The 18111-nt window shown below is 62.0% G+C and carries 18 protein-coding genes and 1 riboswitch; of the genes, 6 read left to right on the forward strand and 12 right to left on the reverse strand.

The genetic code is table 11. The features are described from left to right. Positions 1-42: 42 nt before the first annotated feature. From BR24_RS00855 to BR24_RS00885, 7 genes are all read right to left on the reverse strand, one after another. Positions 43-936, reverse strand: a complete 894-nt coding sequence (locus BR24_RS00855) for an ABC transporter substrate-binding protein (protein ID WP_496539622.1) — start codon at positions 934-936, stop codon at positions 43-45. After that, complete coding sequence (locus tag BR24_RS00860; protein ID WP_496539623.1) at positions 933-1721, reverse strand: ABC transporter ATP-binding protein; 789 nt, start codon at positions 1719-1721, stop codon at positions 933-935. Before BR24_RS00860 ends, BR24_RS00855 begins: the two co-directional genes overlap by 4 nt. Then, positions 1714-2742, reverse strand: a complete 1029-nt coding sequence (locus tag BR24_RS00865) for a FecCD family ABC transporter permease (protein ID WP_496539624.1) — start codon at positions 2740-2742, stop codon at positions 1714-1716. Before BR24_RS00865 ends, BR24_RS00860 begins: the two co-directional genes overlap by 8 nt. Positions 2743-2752: 10 nt before the next feature. Further along, positions 2753-3706: a sirohydrochlorin cobaltochelatase gene (locus BR24_RS00870; protein WP_496539625.1), complete on the reverse strand. Its 954-nt coding sequence runs from the start codon at positions 3704-3706 to the stop codon at positions 2753-2755. A 129-nt stretch (positions 3707-3835) separates the two neighbouring features. Beyond that, positions 3836-4016, reverse strand: a riboswitch (cobalamin riboswitch). Positions 4017-4035: 19 nt separating this feature from the next. Beyond that, entirely contained in the window at positions 4036-5703 is a 1668-nt protein-coding gene (locus BR24_RS00875; protein WP_496539626.1) for a chemotaxis protein CheA, read from the reverse strand. An 8-nt stretch (positions 5704-5711) separates the two neighbouring features. Beyond that, complete coding sequence (locus tag BR24_RS00880) at positions 5712-6458, reverse strand: Hpt domain-containing protein (RefSeq protein ID WP_496539627.1); 747 nt, start codon at positions 6456-6458, stop codon at positions 5712-5714. Between the two features lie 14 nt (positions 6459-6472). Next, a complete protein-coding gene (locus BR24_RS00885) occupies positions 6473-6865 on the reverse strand; it encodes a response regulator (protein WP_496539628.1) in 393 nt (130 codons plus the stop codon). Positions 6866-7000: 135 nt separating this feature from the next. Here BR24_RS00885 and BR24_RS00890 point away from each other — a divergent pair, with 135 nt between their 5' ends. The 6 genes from BR24_RS00890 (at position 7001) to gmhB (ending at position 12197) form a co-directional block, all read left to right on the forward strand. Next, the gene (locus BR24_RS00890; protein WP_496539629.1) at positions 7001-7591 is read left to right on the forward strand and encodes a TrmH family RNA methyltransferase; all 591 of its coding nucleotides are present in this window, start codon (positions 7001-7003) and stop codon (positions 7589-7591) included. A 60-nt stretch (positions 7592-7651) separates the two neighbouring features. Further along, positions 7652-8278, forward strand: coding sequence for an L-threonylcarbamoyladenylate synthase (locus BR24_RS00895; protein ID WP_496539630.1), 627 nt, complete (start codon positions 7652-7654; stop codon positions 8276-8278). 23 nt (positions 8279-8301) lie between these two features. Next, a complete protein-coding gene (locus BR24_RS00900) occupies positions 8302-9777 on the forward strand; it encodes a hybrid sensor histidine kinase/response regulator (RefSeq protein ID WP_496539631.1) in 1476 nt (491 codons plus the stop codon). 337 nt (positions 9778-10114) lie between these two features. Next, complete coding sequence (locus tag BR24_RS00905) at positions 10115-10585, forward strand: NUDIX domain-containing protein (protein ID WP_496539632.1); 471 nt, start codon at positions 10115-10117, stop codon at positions 10583-10585. Between the two features lie 24 nt (positions 10586-10609). Beyond that, positions 10610-11608, forward strand: a complete 999-nt coding sequence (gene pdxA, locus BR24_RS00910) for a 4-hydroxythreonine-4-phosphate dehydrogenase PdxA (protein ID WP_496539633.1) — start codon at positions 10610-10612, stop codon at positions 11606-11608. Between the two features lie 49 nt (positions 11609-11657). Next, entirely contained in the window at positions 11658-12197 is a 540-nt protein-coding gene (gmhB, locus tag BR24_RS00915) for a D-glycero-beta-D-manno-heptose 1,7-bisphosphate 7-phosphatase (protein WP_496539634.1), read from the forward strand. Between the two features lie 419 nt (positions 12198-12616). Here the strand turns inward: gmhB and fmt are convergent, their stop codons facing one another. The 5 genes from fmt to BR24_RS00940 form a co-directional block, all read right to left on the reverse strand. Next, complete coding sequence (gene fmt, locus BR24_RS00920) at positions 12617-13579, reverse strand: methionyl-tRNA formyltransferase (RefSeq protein WP_496539635.1); 963 nt, start codon at positions 13577-13579, stop codon at positions 12617-12619. Next, entirely contained in the window at positions 13567-14064 is a 498-nt protein-coding gene (gene def / locus BR24_RS00925) for a peptide deformylase (RefSeq protein WP_496539636.1), read from the reverse strand. Before def ends, fmt begins: the two co-directional genes overlap by 13 nt. A gap of 314 nt (positions 14065-14378) precedes the next feature. Next, positions 14379-16214 carry an aspartate--tRNA ligase gene (gene aspS, locus BR24_RS00930; RefSeq protein WP_496539637.1) on the reverse strand — a complete coding sequence of 612 codons (1836 nt, stop codon included), beginning with the start codon at positions 16212-16214 and terminating at the stop codon, positions 14379-14381. A gap of 78 nt (positions 16215-16292) precedes the next feature. Beyond that, positions 16293-17534 carry a histidine--tRNA ligase gene (hisS, locus tag BR24_RS00935; protein WP_496539638.1) on the reverse strand — a complete coding sequence of 414 codons (1242 nt, stop codon included), beginning with the start codon at positions 17532-17534 and terminating at the stop codon, positions 16293-16295. A gap of 98 nt (positions 17535-17632) precedes the next feature. Then, positions 17633-17878, reverse strand: coding sequence for a hypothetical protein (locus BR24_RS00940; protein WP_496539639.1), 246 nt, complete (start codon positions 17876-17878; stop codon positions 17633-17635). Positions 17879-18111 lie beyond the last annotated feature (233 nt).

The raw sequence follows: 18111 nt of genomic DNA on the forward strand, positions 1-18111 counted from the left end.
ATGATGCGGGTGGACGGACAGTGTCCTTTTCCCGCCTGTTGGTCAATGGTGGAACAGCATCTCCCGCAGGGTCCGCGCCCCTTCAAGCAGGTCCGGCGTGGGGCGCGACACGAGCGCCTCGTCCATGAGCATGACGCGGCCTTCGCGCACGGCCTTGATCGCAGAAAAGCCGGGTTCCTCCGTGATCGCCCGAACCGTTACCGGGTTCATGCGTCCGACCTGCGCCACATAGGCGTCGATGCGATGTCCCGAGGCCAGCAGTCGCTCCCTGCCGCAGTCCGCGATGTTGCTCCCGCGCCGGGCCGGTGCATCGGGAAAGGCGTTGATCCCGCCCGCTGCGCGCAGGACAAGCAACGGCATGGAGCCGGGGCTGAAGGTGCGGTAATAGCGGTGGATGGATTCGAAAAAGACCACGGGCCGCTGGGCTTCCGGACGGGCATCCGCCTGCTTCAGCATGGTTTTCAGTTCACTGCGGAACGTATCCGTCATTGCCTGCGCCGCCTCGGTTTGGCCCGAAAGCAGGCCGAGGTCGAGCCAATAGTCGTACATTTCCTGCGGGGTACCGGGCTGTATGGCGAGTACCGTCACGCCCTGCGCCCGGAGCTGTTGCCAGATGCCGGAGTGCGCGCGCTCATGCATGGGGCGGATCAGAACCAGATCGGGCCGGTGTGCAAGGAATCGCTCGGCACCATCGCGCGAGCCAAGCACGGCGCGATTTTGGGCGACGGCTTTGTCCGCCGAGCGGGAAACCCCGATCACGCGTTCCCCGGCTCCCATGAGCAGCAGATTCCGGGTGTGCGCCGCGTACAGCGACACGATTCGCTTGAACGGCTCGTGAAACGTGACCGTCCTACCGAGACTGTCCGTGACGCTGGCTGCATCGGCGGCTTGCGGCATTAGGAGCAGCAGTAATGTCGCCAGAAAGACGCGGATCATCCCTGCGGCCTCCTCAGGGCGATGCGGGGCCGTCCGGTGAACGGGTCGTCGTCCACAAATGCTTCCACACCGAAGACTTCGGAGATGATCTCCGGAACCAGCGCGGTCTCTACGGATCCGGATGTTGCGACGCGGCCCCGGTGCAGGACGGTGACGCCGTCGGCGAACGCGGCGGCCAGGTTCAGGTCGTGCAGCACCGCGAGGACGCTGCCGCCGTTTTGGCAGAGATTGCGTAGCAGGTGCATCGTCTCCAGCGCGTGTCGCGGGTCCATGCTCGCTGTCGGTTCGTCCAGCAGCATGAGCGGTGCGTCCTGCGCCAGCGTGCGCGCAAGGGCGGTGCGCTGCCGTTCCCCTCCGGAGAGGTCGGTGGCGGGGCGGTCGGCCAGAGCGGTCATGTCCACGGCCCTGAGGGCGTCGTCCACCTTGGCGCGGTCTTCGGGCGACGGGGGCGAGAAGCGCGGAATGTGCGGGTGGCGGCCCATCATGACGGTTTCGCGCACGGTGTAGGCAAACCCGGCATGTTCGTTCTGGGGCATGTAGGCCAGATGTCTTGCGCGTTCGGCAGGCGAAAAAACTGAAATGGGTTGCCCGTCAAGCTGGATAGCTCCGGTATCGGGCGTGCGGTATCCTGCCATGAGGTCCAGCAGGGTTGACTTGCCCGATCCGTTGGGGCCGACGATGACGTGGAGGCAGCCCGCTGTGAGATGCATGGAAAGGTTGTCGATAACCTTTCGTTCGCCATGGGCGAAGCAAAGCCCGCCTGCGGTGAGAATTGCGTCAGTCATGGACGCCTCCGGCATGACGCTGACGGAACAGCCAGCAGAAGACGGGCCCGCCGATCAGGGCAGTGAGAACGCCGATGGGCACCTCGTGCGGCAGCACGGCGCGGGTCAGGGTGTCGGCGGCCAGCAGCAGCACGGCTCCGGCAAGGCCTGATGCGGGCAGCAGCACCCGGTTGTCCGGGCCGGAAGCGAGCCGGACAAGATGCGGCACCACGAGGCCGACGAACCCGATTATCCCGGCCGAAGCCACACAGACGGCGCTCACGAGAGACGCACCGCTCAGCAGGGCGAGGCGGACGCGCCCCGGGTTCACGCCAAGTGATGCGGCCGAGCGGCCCCCGAGGGACATGACGTTGAGGTCGCGTGCGAACCACAGGCACCAGATCAGTCCGGCGATGCCCGCGCCCCAGACCATGGCGGCCCGGTCCCATCCGGCGCCGGCAAAGCTGCCCATGAGCCAGAAGATGATGGCGGAGACGCGCTCGTCCGCGAGATATTTCAGGAAGCTCAGTCCCGCTGACAGGATGGAGGCCGTGATGATGCCAGCCAGCACCAGCGTTGCCGGGGACCGGGAGCGGTCGCCGCGTGCGATGAACAGTACGGCCAGAAGCGTGAGACAGGCTCCGGCGAAGGCGAAGGCGGGCAGCGTGGCCGGGCCGAGAAAGCTCAGCCCGAGCACGAGGCACAGCGCCGCCCCGAAGGCCGCCCCGGAGGACACCCCGAGGGTGAAGGGGTCGGCAAGCGGGTTGAGCAGCACGCCCTGAAAGACTGCGCCTGCCACGCCGAGGCCGAAACCGGCCCCGGCCGAGGTCAGGATGCGCGGCAGCCGGACGTCCATGACGATGGCCCGGATCTGTGGCGCGGCTTCGAATCCGGGCAGGCCCAGCGCGATCCCGAGGGCGTCGCCCGCGGGGATGTCGACGAAGCCCATGACAAGGGATGCCGCCGCGATCAGTGCGAGGGCCGCGCCCAGTGCCGCCGGAAGCAGCACCGCCCGGACCGCTGCCGATGCGTTTTGATTCACGGTCTGCCCGTTACTCCATGGCCTGCTTGAGATTTTTTACATACAGGTCGGCCCAGCCGTCCACGGATCCGAGGCCGCGAAGCTGTGTCCTGACCTTGTAGCCCGCCTTTTTGAGCAGGATTTTCCACGAATCGTCCTCGTCGCCCGCCATGTCGTTGGAGGCGTGGTCTCCTGCGACCACCATGAAGGGCTTCATGAGTACGTTGGCCTTGCCGGATTCGCGCAGCTTGGGCAGCACGTGGTCGAAGGAGGGGTACCCTTCCACGCAGCCCACGAAGACGGGATACTCGTATTCCGCCTGCATGGCGGCGGCGAATTCCGCGTAGATGCCGGTGGAGAAGTAGTCGTTGCCGTGACCCATGTAGAGCAGGGCGGCGTTGGCTTCTCTGGCCTCCTTTACGTCCGATGCCAGCGCCTTGACCGCTTCGTCGATGTCCTCGGTATAGGGATGCTGCTCGCCGGGCATACCCAGAGCCGGGCGGCCGAGATTCAGGCGCTGGAAGGGCCGGTGCCGCGGCTTGAGGGAGCGGATGGAGCGCAGGGAGGACACGAGCGTGATCAGGTCGTGAAACTCCTCGCCTGCGAAGACGTGCAGGGACTGGACGGTGATGTCGCGATAGCCGTCGTTCTGCAGGTCGGCGATTGTCGCCAGCGGGTGCTTGACGTGCAGCACGTCACGCGGAATCTCGGGATGGTCCTTGCTCCACTGCGGGTCGCTGGCGCGTTTCTGCCATTTCCTGCGGATGATGTCCGAGGTGAACGCGAGGCGCACGGGGATTTCGGGAAAGGCCTGCACGACCTTGTCGCGAATGGTCAGGATGGACTGCAGCGCCTCGGGGTAGCTGGTGCCGAACGCGGCGAGCACAATGGCCTTCTTTGCCGGACCTTCGGCGTGGGAGTGGCCCGCGAGAGCGGCCGCTGGGAAAAGCAGGCAGAGAGCCAGAACAAGGGATGCGATGCGCATGAAAGCCTCCATGGAATGGAGGGGCTTGGTTGTTGGAAAGAAAAGACCCCCCGGCAAAGAGATGGCCGGAAGGGGCTTGCTTCCCGAGAAGTGTTCCGAACGGACAAAAGCCCCGTTGCCGTCCGGCTGAACCAGAGACAGGCTTCGGCAGGTCTTCCGGCTGCCCCTCCCTGTCCCGGCCTTCCCGGAACGGATTCCAGTGGCTCACTCGGGGACGGGATTCGCGGGGGTCACGGCGGCGGGTCCGCTCCCGATTCTCACGGGATTCCCTATCAAGTCCTTACGGACACCTGAAGCGGTTTTGAAATAAGGAGATTGCGCGGCCGATGTCAAGCCTGACGGCCGACTTCCCCGGCGCTGTTGAGCAATTCCTCGGTGTCCACCACGAGCGCGTCGGATTCGCCCATCATGCCGAAGCCGAGAATGGGCAGGTGGAACACTTCCTCCACGGGGACCGTGAAGCGGGTGATGACAACCTGTTGCTGCTTGAGCACTTCGTCCACGAGGATGGCGGCCTTGTATTCGCCCACGCGGACCACCACGCACTGGGCCTTTTCGATGTCGTCCACCTTGGGTTCGATGTCCAGATAATCGCCGAGGCGCAGCAGGGAGTGGACTTCGCCGCGCACATCCACGGTCTCGCGGCCGTCAGGAAGTTCGACCACTTCCTGTCGCGTTGGCACGTAGATTTCCATCACGTCGCGGCTGGGAATGATGAAGACGTCGTCGCCCAGTCTGGTAATGATGGCGTCCACGATGCCTTCGTTGGCGGAGCGGTCCAGCGGAATGACGATGGTGAAGGTGGCTCCTTTGCCCAGCTCGCTGTCGATGCGGATGTCGCCGTCGAGCCCCACCCGGATGGCGTTGACCACCGCGTCCATGCCAACGCCGCGACCGGAAACGTCGGTGACTTCCGCTGCGGTGCTGAAGCCGGACTCCAGTACGAACTGAAGGATTTCCTTGTCGGAATATTCCTTGTCCGGGTCGGCGATGCCCTTTTCGACGGCCTTGGCATGAATACGTTCGGGGTCGAGGCCCTTGCCGTCGTCGCGGACCTCGATGAAGGCCTCTTCGCCCTTGCGCCACGCGGAAAGCTGAACGGAGCCGGTGTCGGGCTTTCCGGCCGCCTCGCGCTCCTCAGGCGTTTCGAGGCCGTGGTCCACTGCGTTGCGCAAGAGGTGCACCAGCGGCTCGTTGAGGCTCTCCACGATGGTTTTGTCCAGCGCCAGCTCTTCGCCCTTGATGACGAATTCGAGCTTCTTCCCGATCTTCTGGGAGAGGCTCTTCACCAGCCGGTGCATGGGCATGAAAATCTGCTTGAGAGGCACGAGCCGGATGGCGTCCACCTCGTTCTGGAGCTTGTTGATGACCGTGTCCAGTTCGCGCAGGCTGGCGGAGGTCTTCTGGGCGTTCTTGCCGCTGCTCTGGGCGATGACCGCGTACGTGACCATGAGCTTGCCCACGTGCTCGATGACGCGGTCGAGACGATCCGTGGCGACGCGGATGGAGGAAATGGCCTGCGGCTGCGCCTGCTTTTCCTCCTTGGGCTGCGAGGGGGCCTGCCCGGCGCCGGCTTCGGGCTTACCGGAGGTGTCAGCCTTTTCGCCGGTATCGGAGGGGGCAACCTCTTCCCCGCCCATGGCGGCCGCCGCGGCGGCTTCGGCCTCGGCGTCCTCGCGGGTGGCGGCTTCCTGCGCTTCGGCGATATCCTCTTCGCTCTTGGTCTCCACTGCACCGAGGTCGAGAATGCCCGCCAGCGACATCAGAAATTTTTTCTGCGCTTCGGTCACGCCGAGCATCGCCGTGACGATCTCCTGCGAGATCGGTGTGATGCCGTCGGAGAGCATGTCGAGCAGGGCGATGACCTGAGCGGACGAGACTTTCATGTGGCTCAGGCCCATCATATCCATGGCCTCGACCACCTGAGCCTTGCCCTGCTCGGCCTCAAGGATGCGTTTCTCGAATTCCTCAATGCATTCGCGGATGCCGTCGCGCATTCGTTACCTCATTGGCGCTGTTCGCGCCCTTTGAAAAATGCCTGCTCGTCATCGAAGGCCGCGATGGTCTTGTCGAAGGCCCACGAGTAGAAGACGTCCTTGCACGAGGGGGAGAGACAGCAGACGGAAATGTCGAAGATGCCCACCAACTCGGCAATGGCCTCCCACGAGGATGAGTTGAAGGTCAGGACCTCGCCCATGTCCATGAGGATGGGCGTGCCTGCCCCGGCCTGAATGATGGCGCTGGTGATTGGCTTGCGGTGCGGCTCGAAGTGAACCCGACGGTCCTTGACGCGGATGACGGTCACGCCGTCCTTCTCCTCGACATCGACTCCGGCCGCCTCGGGGCCCGCGTCTCCGGCGCCGCCGCCCTCGGTGGCTTCGCGGATGAGCTCCTGAATTCTGCGGGTCTCGTCCTCGTCCGGCTGGCCCGTGTCGCGCAGCTGTTCCAGCACCTGAAAGATCATGTTCACGGATTCGGAGAGGACCGCAATGTTCGAGGGCTCCGCGGCAACCTCGCCGGACTGGACCTTCTTCATGAAGTCCTCGACCTTGTGCGTGAACGACGAGGCGTACTCGAACCCGGCCATGAAGCCGGTGACGCCCTTGATGGTGTGCAGAGGGCGGGCGAGGATCTCGATTCCTTCCTCAGTCAGGCCGAAATCGAGCTGTTCAAGCCCCTCCATCACCTGGGGGTAGTACTTGTCGTTGACCTCCGAGAAGAACTCGTCGACCATTGCATCGTCTTCACTCATGCCGATCTCCGTGGCTATTGCTTGAGCAGACCCACTCGTTCGAGTTCCTTGAAGAGCTTTTCCTTGTCCACGGGTTTTACCAGATACCCCGAGGCCTGACCCTCGTGAAAGGACTTGAGAACGGTTTTGGGGTCATCCAGCGCGGATGTCATGATGACCTTGGAGCGCGGCCCCTCCTGTTGGTTTTCCATGTCGCGTATGGCTGCAAGCGCTTCGATTCCGTCAATTTCCGGCATCATGATGTCCATGAGCACCAGATGGTAGGGGCGTTTCTCTTCAATGGCGAGTCTGACGGCTTCTATGGCTTCGCGGCCATTGACCACTATGTCTACTTCAAAAAGTGACATGAGAAACGATTTCAGAACCTTGCGGCTCAGGAATTCGTCTTCCACTATCAATGCCCGCATGTTTCCTCCGGCTGTTGGGCTATAAAACCATGTCGTTATGGTATGATGTCCCGATGGTTAAAATAATGTCAATGACTTATTCTTTATAAATCTATTCTCTTGCCTGACGCGGCGGGACGGGCTATTGAGCCGTCCATGGTTCGCGAAATCACTGATACGAGAAAAAAACGCGTGGACGAGGTGCTCGCCAGACGCCAGAAGGACCTGACCCTCGTCATGGACAACATCTGGGATCCGCACAACGTCTCGGCCGTGTTGCGCAGCTGCGATGCGTTCGGCGTGAACCGGGTGCATCTGTATTACACCACCGCAAAGTGGCCCGAGCTCGGCAAGAAGAGCTCCGCTTCCGCCAAGAAGTGGGTGGAGCGGGTGCGCCACGAAGACCACGCCGCCATGATCGGCGATCTTCGGGATCAGGGGTACCAGATTCTGCGCACCGGGTTTTCCCCCACCGCCCGCACGGTGATGGACTTCGACTATACCGGCCCCACGGCGGTTATCCTGAGCAACGAGCACCGCGGGACCTCCCCGGAGCTGGCCGAGCTCGTGCCGGACGAAGTGTACATCCCCATGCAGGGCATGGTGCAGAGCTTCAATGTTTCCGTGGCCGCCGCGCTGATTCTTTACGAAGCGTTTACGCAGCGCAACGCCGAGGGCATGTACGACAGCCCCTCCTATTCTCCCGAAGAGCTGGAGCGGCTGCGCGGCGAATGGTACACCCGCTGAGACTATAATAGCATCTCCAGCCGAAGTCCTATTACTTTTGATGCAGGAAGGCGCATCCTCATGAACAGCACGCCCGATCAACTTCAGGCGGTGGCCGACGCCCTGCGTAACGGGGGGCTGGCCGTGTATCCCACGGAAACCCTCTATGCCGTCGGCTGTCGCGGAGACAGTGAAGAGGCGGTCCGGAACGTTTCCCGCCTCAAGGCAAGACCGGAGGGGAAGCCCCTGCCGCTGCTTGTGGGGAGCATGGAAGGCCTCGAGAGGGTCTGCGGTCCCGTAACCGGCGTTGCGGCAAAGCTCATGCGGACGTTCTGGCCCGGCCCGCTGTCGATTCTCGTTCCGGCCTCGCCGAGCCTCGCTTCCGGAGTGAGCGACGAACGCGGCCTGACCTCGGTGCGTTGGACCGCCCACGCCGCGGCGGCTCGCCTGAGCGAGATGGTCGGAGCTCCGTTGGTCGCCACAAGCGCCAACCGCAGCGGACAGCCTCCTGCGGCGTTGCCCGAGGAGCTTGACCGGGAGCTGCTGGCCGGGGCGGATGCGTTCTATTCCGGGCGGCCTTATCCGTCCGGCGGCGCGCCTTCCACTGTTGTGGAAGTTCTGGACGACGGCACCCTGCGGCTCGTGAGGGTCGGTGCCGTTTCCGGGCGAAAACTCCGTGAAAAAGGATTTTCCCTGGAAAGCGAGTAGAGACTCATTCACGGGAGCGTGCCGTGGCCTGCAGCGAGACCCCGCCGATCATACTGGTAGTGGAAGACAGCAAGTCCATTCTACAGGAACTGGAACGCAGGATTCCTTCGGAACTTGGCTTCACGGTGGAGAGCGCCGTCGATTTCGCAGGGGCCGAGCGGCTCGTGCAGCAGAATCCCGAACGCTTCTATTGCGCCGTTCTTGATCTCAACCTCCCGGACGCGCCCGACGGTGAAATCGTCGACCTCGTGCTTGGCCGGGACATTCCCTCCGTGGTCTTCACTTCCGGCATGGACGAGCAGCTCCGTCGGACAGTGCTGGACAAAGGCGTCGCCGACTATATTTTCAAGGACTCCAGAGCGGTCTCCAATCTCGTGCGCGCCCTGGCCCGCCTGTGGGCCAATCGCGACTGCAAGGTGTTGATCTGCGAGGACTCCCGTTCCATGCGGGAACACGTCTCCGCCGTGCTGCGCAGGCGGATGTTCAATGTAGTGACCGCTCTGGACGGGAAAGAGGCGCTGGAAGTGCTCGAGCGAGAGCAGGGCGTGCGCGTCGTGGTCACCGATTTCGCCATGTCCGGCATGGACGGCCTCAGCCTTGTGCGGAAGGTGCGTGAGACCCGCAGCAATGAAGAGGTCGCGCTCATCGGTATCTCCTCGAACGACACCGGCCCGCTTTCCGTCTGGTTTCTCAAGGCCGGTGCCGACGATTTTCTGCGCAAGCCCTTCCTGACCGAAGAGATCGTCTGCCGTGTCGAGCAGAATCTGGAGCGGCTGGAGCGTATCGAGAAACTCAAGGAAGTAAACGAGGCCAGACTCCGCTTTCTCGGATTCGTGGCGCACGATCTGCGCAACCCGATCAACGGCATCAGAGGGTTTGCCAACCTTCTCAAGGCAGAGCTGAAGGATATTGACGGCGAACAGCGGCAGGTGCTGGATATCATCGCGCAGTCCGCTGACAACATGCGGATGCTCGTGGACGATCTGCTTGGCGTTTCCGCCATTCAGTCCGGCAGACTCGAGCTGAACCCTGCTTCCACCGACCTGCATACCGTGGTTCACGACCGGGTCGTGGCCAACAGGCTCATGGCCAAGCGCAAAAGCATCCAAATTAGCGAAGAACTGGAAGAGCTGCCCGCCGTCTCGGTGGACGCCGCCAGGATAGGGCAGGTGCTGGACAACCTGCTTTCCAACGCCGTCAAGTTTTCCATGCCGGGGACCACCATTTCCGTAAAGCTGGAGCACTCCGAAGGCGATATCCTGCTCTCGGTCTGCGATCAGGGGCCGGGGATCGAATCGGAAGAGCAGGGGCAGCTCTTCGAGGACTACCACAAGGGCAAGGCCGCGCCGACCGGTGGCGAATCCAGCACGGGGCTGGGGCTGTTCATCGTTCAGAGCGTCGTGAGGGCGCACGGCGGCAGCATTCAGGTGGAGTCGGAAAAGGGAGCCGGGGCCTGTTTTCATGTCCGCCTGCCGTATCCGTCCGAGAGCGAAGAGTAGAGTTTTTTGAACCCTCGAGCCGCGGGAAAAGGCACTTCCCCTGATCGGTGTTCAATAATTTTTACTGTTTGTATGCTCATGCCTGATTGAAGAATCGTTTAGGTATGTCTTTATGTATTTGTAATGAAATGGTTTTTTGTCAGTCTAAAAGGTTTTTGAAGTTTTGGCACAAGGATTGCTTGAGTCTGACTACCTTCTTTCTTTTGCTAATGGTTTACGAAAACGGCTCTCCGGGACGGTCCCGGGGAGCTTTTTCGTTGTATGGGTGGACAGCCGTAAGCCGGTCGGCAACAATCGGCGGGTGTTCTCATGAATTGGCAGAAAAAAGGAGTCAGCCTTGAAAACCAAACCTTGTCCCGAATGCGGCGCGGATGTGCCTGTCTACCGCAACCCGGTGCCCACGGTGGATGTGGCGGTGCTTGTGCCGTCCGTTGACGGCGGAAGTCCCGGCGTGGTGCTGGTGGAGCGGGCCAATCCGCCTTACGGATGGGCGCTGCCCGGAGGCTTCATCGACTATGGCGAACCCTGCGAGGCCGCAGCCGTACGCGAGTTGGAAGAGGAAACCGGGCTCAAGGCGACCTTGACGGGCGTTCTCGGCGTTTATTCTGATCCGTCTCGCGACCCGCGTATGCACACAATGAGTGTTGTCTATACAGCCGTGGCGGACATGACCACCCTTCAGGCCGGAGACGATGCCGCCAATGTGCACGTCTTTTCTCTGGACAATCTGCCGGAGCTTGCCTTCGACCATCCTGAAATCCTTGCCGATCTGCGTGCAATGCTGGACAAGGCCAGTCCTGCTCGCTAAGGTTTTTCCAAAGGACGGTCCACAATGCATGAAAAGACGCTCTGCATAACTCTCGGAGATCCCTGCGGCCTTGGTCCTGAGCTGGTCGTACGGTATTTTGCCGAGCCCCGGGACGGCAAATATCTGCTCATAGGGCCGGCCTCGGCTCTTGAAAGGGAGCTCGAACGGGAAGGACGCCCCCGTTTTTACGTCAAAATAGATGACCCCGGCGAGCTGGCAACGCTTCCGGCCGGGGTATATATTTTTGAACCACCGGAATTGTCCCGGCTGGGCTTCCCGTCCGGCTGTCAGACCGTGGAAGGCGGCCTCGCCGCTGGCGTGAGTCTGGAAAATGCGGTTGAACTGCTTCTTGATGGTGCCGTGCACGGCCTGACCACCTGCCCGCTCAACAAGGCCATGCTGCAACAGGCCGGTTTCGATTTCCCCGGACATACCGAGTTCCTGGCCGAACGGCTCGGCGTGGGCCGCGAAGGAGTATGCATGCACCTGTGCGGCGAAAACGAGGACGGTTCCAGCGCCCTTCGGGTCAGCCTCGTGACAACGCATCCGCCTCTCTCCGAGGTGCCCCGACTCGTTACACGCAAACGCATCCGGCACTGTCTGGAACTCACCGCCGATTTCCTGAAGCGCCTCGGCAAATCCGGCAGCATCGGCGTGTGCGGCCTCAACCCACACGCAGGGGAGTCCGGGCGCATCGGCCACGAGGATAATGATATCGTGGAACCGGCCATCTCTGAAGCAAGACGAGACGGAATCAACTGCGAAGGGCCCATCCCCGCGGACACGCTCTTTCATTTTGCCGCCGCCGGGCGCCATCCCGCCGTACTCGCCATGTATCACGACCAAGGGCTTGCTCCGCTCAAGCTCCTGCACTTCGGCAAAGCCGTCAACGTCACGCTCGGCCTGCCGTATCCGCGCACCTCGCCCGACCACGGAACAGGCTACGACATCTGCGGAACCGGAACCGCCTGCATACACAGCTTCGCCAAGGCCGTCGAACTCGCCCGAAAGATGATGGCCTAGCCGATTCAACCCACAACGACCCGGACGGATTCACTCCCAAGGAGGGCGCATGAACAGGTACATCCTTCTCGACCGCGACGGCACCGTCATCCAGGACCGGCATTACCTCAAGGACCCGGAGCAGGTGGAACTGCTGCCCGGAGCTGCCGAGGGCCTGCGCAAACTGCGTCAAATCGGCTACCGCCTCGCCATCCTCACCAATCAAAGCGGCGTCGGCAGAGGATACTACACCGAAGACGACGTCCGTGCCTGCAACCGCAGACTCGAGGAGCTCTTGCGAAAGGAAGGCGTGGTCATCGATGCAACCCTGCACTGCCCCCACGCGCCTGAAGATAACTGCGACTGCCGCAAACCGGCACCCGGCCTTCTGTATCAAGCCGCCGAAGAACTGGGCTTCGACCCTGAACAGGCGTGGATGATAGGTGACAAGTACGCCGATGTCCGCCTCGGAGCCGACACCGGCGCAACCCCTGTTCTGGTGCGCACAGGCAAAGGAGCAAAAGAGGAAGCCCGCTGTTCCGACCTCGCACGCTACGTCGTCGACAATCTCAAGGAAGCCGCAGACCGTATCGCCGAAGCCGACTCGTAAGGGGCCTCCGGCGGCTCTCCGAGGGCCCTCCGGGGGCTTAAGAACCCTTTTGCAAAAGGGTTCTTAAGAATCTCCCAAAAACAATTGGCTTGCCAAGCCGCACAAGGCTTTCCGACTGCTGAGGCGCGTAGGCGGCTTGGCGGGTGGCTGACGGTGGTTTCAGGTAGTGGGGGATATAACAGCTTAGGGAGTTCCAGGCTGTTCGGCCAAGAATTGCAACGTCCAATATCTCCGTCAGCGGGGGGGCAGCTGGGACGTGGGTTGTGCGGTCGCATGAACCCGGAAGCTGCAACGCCGCTGACAACCCAGGGATTCCAAAGGGGGCCCGCCCCTTTGGTCCGCCTGAAGGGCCCGCCGGAGGCACAAAAAAGGGCTCTGCAGTACTGCAGAGCCCTTTATAGTTATATCTTGAGCAAAGATTATATTTCGCAGTCTTTGAGATAGCCGCAGACGAAGGCGGTTGCGTCCATGGCTTTTTTGCCTTGGGGTTTTATCTCGGGTGTCAGGTAGACTTTGTCGGCTGTGCTGATGGCGAGTTTGCCGTTGATTTCGCCGAGGACGGTTCCGGGGTCCACGCCGGGGGATTCGTCTTCGCCTACTTCGCCGGGGGTGACGTTGAGGCGCAGGACTTTGTCCTGTCCGTTGTCCCAGTCGAAGTAGGCTCCGGGCCAGGGGTACATGGCGCGAATCTGGTTGTGTACTTGCTGAGCAGGGCGGTTCCAGTCGACCTGGCCTTCCTCTTTGGTGAGTTTGTGGGCGTAGGTGGCGAGGGAGTCGTCCTGCGGTTTGAGGGCGTAGGCGCCGCGCGCGAGGCGGGCGAGGGCTTCCACGATGCAGACTCCGCCGAGTTCGGCGAGTTCGTCGTGGATTTTTCCGGCGTGATCGTTGTGGCCGATGCGCAGGGCGCGGGCTACCATGACTGGGCCGGTATCGAGTCCGGCTTCCATTTTCATGATGCTGATGCCGGTGACGAACTCTCCGTCTGCTATGGCGCGCTGAATGGGGGCGGCGCCGCGGTATTTGGGAAGCAGGGATGCGTGGATATTGAGCGGATGCAGTTTGGGTACGTCGAGGACGGCCTGTGGCAGGATGAGTCCGTAGGCGGCAACCACGAGCACATCGGGCTCAAGGGCGGCAAGCTGGTCTATGTCGGACTGGTCTTTGAAGTTTTCCGGTTGGTAGACTTCTATGCCGTGTTCCAGCGCCAGCTGTTTGACCGGCGAGGGCTTGCATTTGCGGCCGCGACCGCAGGGGCGGTCCGGCTGGGTGTATACTGCCGTCACGTCGCAGCCGTCGAATTCGATGAGCGCCTTGAGGCTCTGGGCCGCGAATTCGGGCGTGCCCATGAAAACGACGCGCAGTTTTTCCGCTACTTCGTCCATCTCTGTGCCTTTTTCTTGTACATGGCCTGCTTGAGTCGGCTGGCCCGGTCCACGATGGTGGTTCCGTCGAGGTGATCGATTTCGTGCTGGAGGATGATGGCGAGATAGCCGTCCGTCTCGATGCAGAGCTCTTCGCCTTCGAGATTTCTGGCGGTCACCTTGACCCGCTCGGAGCGTTTGACATTGCCGGTGAATCCGGGGCAGCTCAGGCAGCCTTCTTCGGAATCCACGGAGCCGTCGCACTCGACGATCTCGGGATTGATGAGCACGCGAAGGTCGCCGCGCTCCTTGGGACCGGTCTGGTCAACGCAGATGAGGCGGATACCTTCGCCCACCTGCGGGGCGGCGAGGCCGACGCCGTCGTCCGCGTACATGGTCTCCACCATGTTTTCGACCAGTTCCTTTATCTCGGGGGTGATTTCCTCGATCGGGGCGGCCTTTTCGGCGAGCACCGGCTCGGGCCATCTGCAAACTTCCAGCTTCATGCTATGCCTCCGGCGACCGCCAGAGCTTCCCTCCGGCTCCGGTCACCATCTCCCGGCCGCGCTCATGTGGTGCGGGCCGGTGATTTGTTTCATTCTTTCGCAATTCGGGCCGCTTCCGTGCCGGGAAGCTGCGCCGGGGAAATCTCTTACACGTTTTGCGCCAAAAGACAACGGACTCGACAGGGTCTGAAATCGGGGCGCACCATGGAAATAAGCACTCCTGCGCAGATGGCAATCGCGTCATTTGCGGGGCTGCGGGAAAGAAAAGGGCGCCCGTTGCCGGACGCCCTTGAGTGGTTCGATCGGGAAAAGGTCTAGGATTCCTTTTTCTCTTCCTTCTTTTCGCGCAGTTTGATGCCGAGTTCGCGAAGCTGTTTGTTCCCCACCTCTGAGGGCGCTTCGGTCATGAGGCAGGTGGCCTTCTGCGTCTTGGGGAATGCGATGACGTCGCGGATGGACTTGGCGCCGCACATGATCATGATGAGGCGGTCAAGACCGAAGGCGATGCCGCCGTGCGGCGGAGCGCCGAACTTGAGGGCATCCATGAGGAAGCCGAACTTCTCGCGGGCCTCCTCTTCGTCGATGCCGAGCGCGGAGAACATGGCGTCCTGCTGTTCCGGGGTGTGGATGCGGATGGAACCGCCGCCCACCTCGTAGCCGTTGATAACGAGGTCGTAAGCGCGGGCGAGCGCGTCGCCCGGATTTTCCCTGACGGTTTCCAGCTGGCCGGGCTGGGCCGAGGTGAAGGGATGGTGGCGGGCCACCCAGCGCTTGTCGTCGGCGTCCCACTCCAGCAGCGGGAAGTCGGTGACCCACAGCGGCGCGAACACGGACTCGTCGATGAGACCAAGGCGTTCACCGACCTTGATGCGCAGGTAGCCCAGCGCGGTGTTGGCGATGTCCGCCTGACCGGCCTGAAAGAAAAGGATGTCGCCGGGCTGGCAACCCGTGCGTTCGGCCAGCGCGGCCTTTTCGTCCTCGGAGAAGAACTTGACGATGGGAGACTGCCACTCGCCGTCCTCCTTGACCTTGATCCACGCAAGGCCCTTGGAGCCGTAAATCTCAACGTATTTGGTGTACTCGTCGATCTCCTTGCGGGTCAGCTCCGCGCCGCCGGGAACGCGCATGACCTTCACCAGCTCGGATGCGGCAAAGACCTTGAATCCGCCGCCCTTGAAAATGTCGGTGACTTCCTGATGCTTGAGGTCGAAACGCACGTCGGGCTTGTCGAGGCCATAATCGCGAACGGCTTCGGCATAGGTCATGCGGGGAAACTCGGCGGGCAGCTCGGCGTCCAGCGTCTTCTTGAAGACACTGCGGACCATGTCCTCGGCGATGCCCTGAACCATTTCCTCGTCGGCAAAGCTCATCTCAACGTCGATCTGGGTGAATTCCGGCTGACGGTCGGCGCGCAGGTCCTCGTCGCGGAAGCATTTGCAGATCTGGAAGTAGCGTTCCATGCCGGAGACCATAAGCATCTGCTTGAACAGCTGCGGGGACTGCGGCAGGGCGTAGAAATCGCCGTTATTCACGCGGGAGGGCACGAGGAAGTCGCGTGCGCCCTCGGGGGTGGACTTGGTCAGGATCGGGGTCTCGATTTCGAGGAACCCGTTGTCGTCGAGGAAGCGGCGCACGGCCTGAGCGGCCTTGTGGCGCATGATGAAGTTGTTAGCCAGCGCGGGGCGGCGCAGGTCGAGGAAGCGGTGCTTCAGGCGCAGGTTCTCGCCCGCCTCGACGCGGTCCTCGATGGGGAACGGCGGCGTCTCGGAAGTGTTCAGCAGCTTCCACTCGTCCACGACCACTTCGATCTCGCCGGTGACGAGGGCGGAGTTGGACATGCCTTCGGGGCGCTCGCGAACCTGTCCGCGGACGGCCACCACGTATTCGGTGCGCAGGGCGTGAGCGCGTTCGTGTGCGTCCTCGTTGTGCTCGGGGCTGAAGACGACCTGAGTCAGGCCTTCGCGGTCGCGCAGGTCGATGAAGATCAGGCCGCCGTGGTCGCGTCTGAACTGGACCCAGCCCATCAGCGTCACGGTATTGCCTATATTATTGGCATTGAGCTCATTGTTGTGGTGGGTGCGGCGCCAGCCGCCCAGATCCTCAATGACTCGATACTCGTCGTAGCTGCGTTCTTCCTGGTGTTCAGACATGGTTGCTCCGTTGTGGTTGACCCCGGACTGCGGGGCGGCCTGTATTAATGAATTACGAAGGAGGACCGTTGACGGCCTCTAGACTTTTTTGAGGTATTCCTCGCGGGATACGGTGTATTGCTCGTCATCGCCGGCCATGTCCTTGACAGTGACCGTTCCCTCGGCAAACTCCGCCTCGCCGAGGATGAAGCACTTGGACGCGCCGGTCTTGTTGGCGGCGCGCATGCGGCTCTTCATGGAGCCGCCCGCGTAGGAGACTTCGCCGCGCTGCCCCTTTTCCCGCAGCTTCTGCGCGAAGAGCATGGCGTCGTTGGCGGCGCGGTCATCAGTGACGGCAATGTAGAAATCGGGCGCATCGGCATCCCGGGCACCCAGCAGCATGGCAAGACGCTCCATGCCGCAGGCGAATCCGGTGGAGGCGCAGTCGGGACCGCCGAGGCTCTTGGGCAGTCCGTCATACCGGCCGCCGCCCGCAACCGCGGTCTGGGAGCCGATGTCGTTGGACGTGACCTCGAAGGCCGTGCGGATGTAGTAGTCCAGCCCGCGCACGAGGCGGGGATTCAGCACGTACTCCACGCCCGCAGTGCCAAGGATGTCCTTGACCTGCGTGAAGTGATCGGAACACTCGCCACAGAGGTGGTCGGTAATCTCGGGCGCACCCTGAACCAGCTCCTTGCAGCTCTTGGACTTGCAGTCCAGAACGCGCAGCGGGTTGGTGTCCATGCGGCGTTGGCAGTCCTCGCAGAAGCCGTCGCGACCCTTGGACTGATAAAAATCAATGAGCGCCTGACGGTATGCCGGCCGACAGTCATGACAGCCGAGGGAGTTGAGCTCGAACGTCAGTTTGGTCAATCCAAGCTCGTTCAGAAAGCTCTTGAGCATCAGGATCAATTCGGCATCGGCCTGCGGTTCTGGCGCACCGAAGATCTCCGCGTTGAGCTGGTGGAACTGGCGCTGACGACCCTTCTGAGGCCGCTCGTAGCGGAACATGGGGCCCGTGGTGAAATACTTGAGCACCTTTCCGGGCTGGTACCGCCCGGATTCCACGAACGCACGGACAACGCCCGCCGTGGCCTCGGGGCGCATGGTCATGGAGCGTCCCTTCCGGTCAGGAAAGGTGAACATCTCCTTGCCCACCACGTCGGTGTCCTCGCCTATGGATTTGATGAAAAGTTCGGTCTTTTCAAGGATCGGTGTCCTGAGTTCGCCGAAACCGTATCTGGAGAAGACTTCACGGGCAGTGTTTTCCATTCTGGTGAACACCGCTGCGTCCTCGGGAAAGAGGTCCGCGAAACCCTTGATCTTTTTTATGCTGGGCATGGTTGCTTTCCAATCCTGTCAATATCTGGCTTTGGGAAACGATTCTCGTTAGTCCAAGTGTGCGCGATTGTCAAAGCCGCAAGAGCGGCACGCAGGGGTCATCCCCGGTTGCGGATGTCGTCACGCCACTTGTTCAGCGGAGCGTAGCAGCCTTCGCCTTCATGGTTCGAACGGCGAGCCTGCTCCCCCTTTTCGTTGTCGAGCATCATCATGCAAAGGTAACGATTCTGCTCGTCGTCCCACTTGAGGTCCGGACAACGACGCTGATAGCCATACTGGCGGTGCGACTCCTCGCAAGGATTGTCAAGGCAGCACCAGCCGCAGCCCACGCAGGGTTTGGACATTTGCTAGGTTCTCCTGTGGTCGGGATGTGGCAGTTTACGGACCGAAGACATTACCCGTACTCGCCACGCTTGTGAAGACCGGAAAACAGGGAATTCTCGCTGTGACCTGCTTCACGAAAGGCAGCCTCCGGCGGGCCCTTCAGGCGGACCAAAGGGGCGGGCCCCCTTTGGAATCCCTGGGTTGTCAGCGGGGTTGCAGCTGTCAGGGCCATGCGGCCGCACAACCCGCGTCC

This window comes from Pseudodesulfovibrio halophilus DSM 5663 (genome assembly GCF_059568665.1).